This is a genomic window from Novosphingobium sp. B-7, from assembly GCF_000410615.1.
GTDB classification, from domain to species: Bacteria; Pseudomonadota; Alphaproteobacteria; order Sphingomonadales; family Sphingomonadaceae; genus Novosphingobium; species Novosphingobium capsulatum.
In genome coordinates, this window is record NZ_KE148516.1 from 19,319 (window position 1) to 24,073 (window position 4,755).

The following is a 4,755-nucleotide window of genomic DNA, read 5'->3' on the forward strand; positions in this document are numbered from 1 at the left end:
GCGTGCGTGCCATGCCGGCCAGCGTGATGATGGGCGCCCTGGCGCGCTATGACCGGCACAACGAACAGTTGCTGCTCGACGAATGCCTGGGGCCACAGCGCCGCGCCTGGCAGATCGCGCTGCACATCGCCTATACCAGCCTACGCCCCGATATTGCCGCGATCGTGCGCGGGGAAAGCTTCGCCAGCGCAACGGCGGCGCAACTGGTCCGCCGCGCCTTGGCCGAACTGGGCGCAGCGGCCGTGCTCATGCCCTATGACCGCTTTGCCCGCGCTGCCCAGGCGCAGGGCTATGACGTGCAGGGCCTAGCCGATCTGTTCGGCGTGGAATGGCAGCAGGCCGCGTTGCGCCTGGCCACGCTGACCAAGCCGGGCCAGGAAGGTGTGCCATTCTTCCTGGTGGAACTCGATAGCGCCGGCAACGTGGTCCGGCGCATCGATGGCGCGGGCTTTTCCTTTGCCGCGCAGGGTGGCGGCTGCCCGCTGTGGAGCCTGCACCAGGCCTTTGCCCGCCCCGGCGAGGTGCTGACCCAGTGGCTGGAAATGCCCCATGGCGATCGCTTCTTCTCGATCGCGCGCACGATCGATATCTCCACCGGCCCAGGCCTGCCGCCAGTGCGCCGCGCCATGGCGCTGGTCTGCCCGGCCCAGGCCGCCCCGCGCCTGGCGGCGGCGCGCGGCGTCGATCCGCAAACCGCCGTTACAACACCGGTGGGTGTAACTTGCCGCCTGTGCCAGCGCGCGGAATGCCCGGCCCGCGCCCAGCCCCCGCTGGGCCGCGAAATCCTGCCCGACGATTATCGCCGCGCGGCCGTGCCCTACGTTTTCAGCGAAAGCTGAGCAGGGGGCCATCTACAGCCTCATCTTGGTCTGAGGCGTGATTACGCGTAACGCGCCCACATAGACGGTTGTCGGAACAAACTCGGTACATTCATATTTATGCCCATATCACTCATAGCCCTCTTGCGCAGTCATTGGAGGGACGGTATGACAGTGGGTATGAGCGGCGATTCACCCTCTCTCGTAAACGAGGCGCAGCTATATGGCTGGCGGCATCGCTTGCGCGAAATTGACGAGGAATTGAGGACTCTCGAGGCGGAGCGGGGGAAGCTCGAACGGTTGATTAGTATGGCTACGCAGCTCATGCGCGAAGCGGGCCTTTTTGAGGCTGCTAGTGCAACGCCGGGCACTCACCCTCGGTTGATCACCAAAACGCTTGAAGGCCTTAGCTCATCCGATGATTTCCCGACCGCAGTGGCACTCATCGTGGAACGGGCAGAGGATGGGGCAACCTACGACGAAATTCGGGAGGCACTCCTTCGAAGCCCCCTTGGGTCGAAGCTGCGCAGGAGTGACAAAGGTTTCTACCATGCCCTTGCGAGAGCAAAGGCAAAAGGCACAATGGTCGATTACAAAGGGTACACGTTCACGCCTGAAAACCTGAAAGTGTTTCTGAGCAAGATTGCTGCGGGCATAAAGCAGGACAAATCCCCGCCCTCCACCTCGGGTTCTCCAATGATGGAGGCCCTTCTTGACATCATCGCACGACAGCCGGGTATTATCGCCAAGGACGCAATCGACTTCATCCGGGGAGGATCGGAGCAGCACAATCTGTCGCCGATCAAGAACGAGAATAGCGCTTACAACGCCATCGCGAGGCTTAAGCGGCGAGGCGAGATTGAGACGTTCGGTCACCTAGAACGCCAGCTGCGTATTGGGCCTAACGCGAGCGATGAATTGAAAAGATTGGCAAGGGCGGCTGTTGTCGTCTCGCTAAAAACTAATACGGCGACCAGTCAATGACCGGTCGCCGCATCCAAGTCCCTGACGCTGCACGGCTTACCTTGGCCGGGATCGTGCAGCTGTCTCTCGCGGAAGGAAGGAGGTGCGTCATGTGGACCGTGGCCCGTACAACATGATGTAGGGCTTTCGCCCTCATCCACCCTGCCCCCTTCCACAAGGGGTAAGAGCAACGGCGCGCTGCCCATCCAACCGGCGGCGCGCCATTGTGCCATTATGTAGTTGAAAGGTCTTGATTCGTCAAGAATTGTGCGGTTTCCGGACTTTGTAACAAGTTAGCCTACGATGCGGTCAGCGTCGGTGGGGATTAGGTCGCTAGTTTTGTTTAGCCTTTCGGCTTCAACATGGAACCGCGCGCGCTGCTTCTTGAGACCAGCGGGTTGGGTGTGGTGGAGCGCTGAACCGATGCGCGTGGCATCCCCCTCCTCTGAAGAGGATGAGGAGCACGTCCCTTCCCACCCCCAATCGTTTGACCCCCCGCCCCCCGGCCGCTATCGGCCCGGCACGTTTCACGATTCCCAAGGCGCCTGTTCTTGTCCACGATCATTCCCCTGGCCGATGTCGATCCGCAACTGGTTGAAGAGCTGCTCGATGCCGCGTTCGAGCCGGAGCGGCGCCAGCGCACCGCCTATCGCCTGCGCGAAGGGATCGATTGCCTGCCCGGCCTGTCGTTTGCCGCGCTGGATGATGACGAGATGCTGGCCGGCACGATCCAGTGCTGGCCCGTGGCGCTGACCACGCCCGAGGGGCGCCGCGTGCCGATGATCATGGTTGGCCCGGTGGCCGTCATGCCCGGCCAGCAGGGGCGCGGCTATGGCAAAGCGCTGGTCACGGCCAGCCTGACCGCGATCGATCCACGGGCGCCGCTGCCGCAGGTGATGATCGGCGATCCGGAATACTACGAACGCTTTTTCGGCTTCAGCAACGCGCACACCGCTGGCTGGCAATTGCCCGGGCCGTTTGATCAGCATCGCCTGCTGTGCCGCACGGCCAACCCTGCCGTCCTTCCGGGCGAAGGCATGCTGGGGCCTTGGCGGGGCTGATCAAGTCTGGCAGGGCTCAGCCTGTGCCTTACGAACCTCCCCCCGAACTGGCCGGCCTTTCGCTCAGCGAGATCGCCGCGCTCGCGCAAAGCCGCCGCCTGCCCCCGCTGGAACAGTGGAACCCCGCGCACAGCGGGGAAAGCCACATGCGCATCACCGCCGATGGCAGCTGGCTGCATGAAGGCAGCCCGATCACCCGCCCGGCGATGGTCCGCGCCTTTGCCTCGCTGCTGCTGCGCGACGAGGACGGCCAGCACTGGCTGGTCACCCCGCACGAGCGGCTGGCCATCGCGGTAGATGATGCTGCGCTGGTCGCCATCGACATGGAAGTGCGCCACGATCCAGCCACCGGCGAGGCCGTGCTGGCGTTCCGCCTCAACACCGATGACGTGGTGCTGTGCGGTCCCGATCACCCCCTGCGCGTGGCCGGCACGGCAGAGTTGCCGGCGTTCTACCTCGCGGTGCGCCACGGGATCGAGGCGCGCCTCAACCGCAGCACCTATGGCCAGCTGATCGCCCACGCGCTGGAGGTTTCGCCCGCCGCAGACCAGCCGCACGGCCTGATGGTGGAAAGCCGGGGCGCACGCTTTCCGCTGGTTCCGGCGGCATGAACGCGGCGCTGTTCGACCGTCTGTCCGCGCTGCACCGCGCCGGGCATGAAGGGCCGGCACCCGATCTGATCGCCGATTGGCGGGTGGTGCCCGATGGCCTGCGCCCGGCCGCCGTGCTGATCGCGGTGACCGACCGCGCCGATCATCCCGATGGCCCGGGCGTGCTGTTGATCCATCGCCCCAGCCACATGCGTGCCCATCCCGGCCAGGCCGCCTTTCCCGGCGGCAAGATCGAACCGGGCGAAACCCCGGTAGAGGCGGCCCTGCGCGAAGCGAACGAGGAACTGGGCATCGATCCGGCCATAGTGCGCGTGATCGGTCCGACCGATCGCTATCGCACCGGCACGGGGTATGACATTACCCCGGTCCTTGCCGTGGTGCCGCCCGACCTGCCGCTGCAACCCAACCCGGCCGAGGTGGCCGGCTGGTTCGAACCGCCGCTGTCGCTGCTGCTGGATCGACGCGGCCACGACTGGATCGAGGCGGAATGGAACGGCCGGCGCGGCCGCACGATCGAAATCCTGTGGCAAGGGCACCGCATCTGGGGCGTGACCGCGGCGATCATCGCCAACCTTGCCAAGCGCATGCAATGGCCCGACGCATGAACACCACCATCCTGCCCCCTGCTCCCTGGACCACGCGCGAAGACCTGGCCGGCCTGGTTGCGGCGCTCGATCCCGATGGTGCGGGCCTGTGCCGCTATGTCGGCGGCGCCGTGCGCGACACGCTTTTGGGCCTTGATGTCAAAGACATCGACATGGCCACGCCGCACTTGCCCGAAGAAACGCAGGCGCTGCTGAAAGCCGCCGGTATCCGCCAGGTGCCCACTGGCCTCGCCCATGGAACGATCACTGCCGTGCTGCCCGGCGGCCCGGTGGAGATCACCACGCTGCGGCGCGACGTGTCGACCGATGGGCGCCATGCCACTGTGGCCTTTTCGCGCGAATGGCAGGAAGACGCGGCGCGGCGCGATTTCACGATCAACGCGCTCTACGCCGATCCGCGCACCCTGGAGGTGAGCGACTATTTCGGCGGGCTGGATGATCTGGCCAGCCGCACGCTGCGCTTCATCGGCGCGGCCGACCAGCGCATCCGCGAGGATTACCTGCGCATCCTGCGCTACTTCCGCTTCCAGGCGCGATTCGGCTCGCTGCCGGCCGATCCTGCGGCCGAGGCAGCCTGCGCGGCGCTGGCGCCGGGGATGAAGGGCCTGTCGCGCGAACGCGTGGCCAGCGAATTGCTCGGCCTGCTCGCACTGCCCGATCCGGCCGCAACGGTGGCGCGCATGGCGCAGCTGGGCGT

At 65.6% G+C, this 4,755-nt stretch carries 6 protein-coding genes; all 6 read left to right on the top strand.

From position 1 onward, the window contains the following. A partial coding sequence (locus H926_RS35330) for a short-chain fatty acyl-CoA regulator family protein (RefSeq protein ID WP_237741184.1) occupies nucleotides 1-839 on the top strand: 839 nt, incomplete at its 5' end. Nucleotides 840-1,058: 219 nt separating this feature from the next. Then, nucleotides 1,059-1,802 carry a hypothetical protein gene (locus H926_RS0123695; protein ID WP_148291874.1) on the top strand — a complete coding sequence of 248 codons (744 nt, stop codon included), beginning with the start codon at nucleotides 1,059-1,061 and terminating at the stop codon, nucleotides 1,800-1,802. Between the two features lie 530 nt (nucleotides 1,803-2,332). Beyond that, nucleotides 2,333-2,842 (top strand): GNAT family N-acetyltransferase, encoded by a 510-nt coding sequence (locus H926_RS0123700; RefSeq protein WP_022678441.1) that lies wholly within the window; start codon nucleotides 2,333-2,335, stop codon nucleotides 2,840-2,842. Between the two features lie 23 nt (nucleotides 2,843-2,865). Then, nucleotides 2,866-3,453 (top strand): DUF1285 domain-containing protein, encoded by a 588-nt coding sequence (locus H926_RS0123705; RefSeq protein WP_022678442.1) that lies wholly within the window; start codon nucleotides 2,866-2,868, stop codon nucleotides 3,451-3,453. Further along, on the top strand, nucleotides 3,450-4,058 hold the full coding sequence (locus H926_RS0123710) for a CoA pyrophosphatase (RefSeq protein ID WP_022678443.1): 609 nt from the start codon (nucleotides 3,450-3,452) through the stop codon (nucleotides 4,056-4,058). Before H926_RS0123705 ends, H926_RS0123710 begins: the two co-directional genes overlap by 4 nt. Beyond that, a partial coding sequence (locus H926_RS0123715; RefSeq protein ID WP_022678444.1) for a CCA tRNA nucleotidyltransferase occupies nucleotides 4,055-4,755 on the top strand: 701 nt, incomplete at its 3' end. The genes H926_RS0123710 and H926_RS0123715, both read left to right, overlap by 4 nt.

Excerpts from the sequence above, each read along its gene's own strand:
- H926_RS0123710 (WP_022678443.1), top strand. The coding sequence starts at position 3,450 with ATGAACGCGGCGCTGTTCGACCGTCTGTCCGCGCTGCACCGCGCCGGG.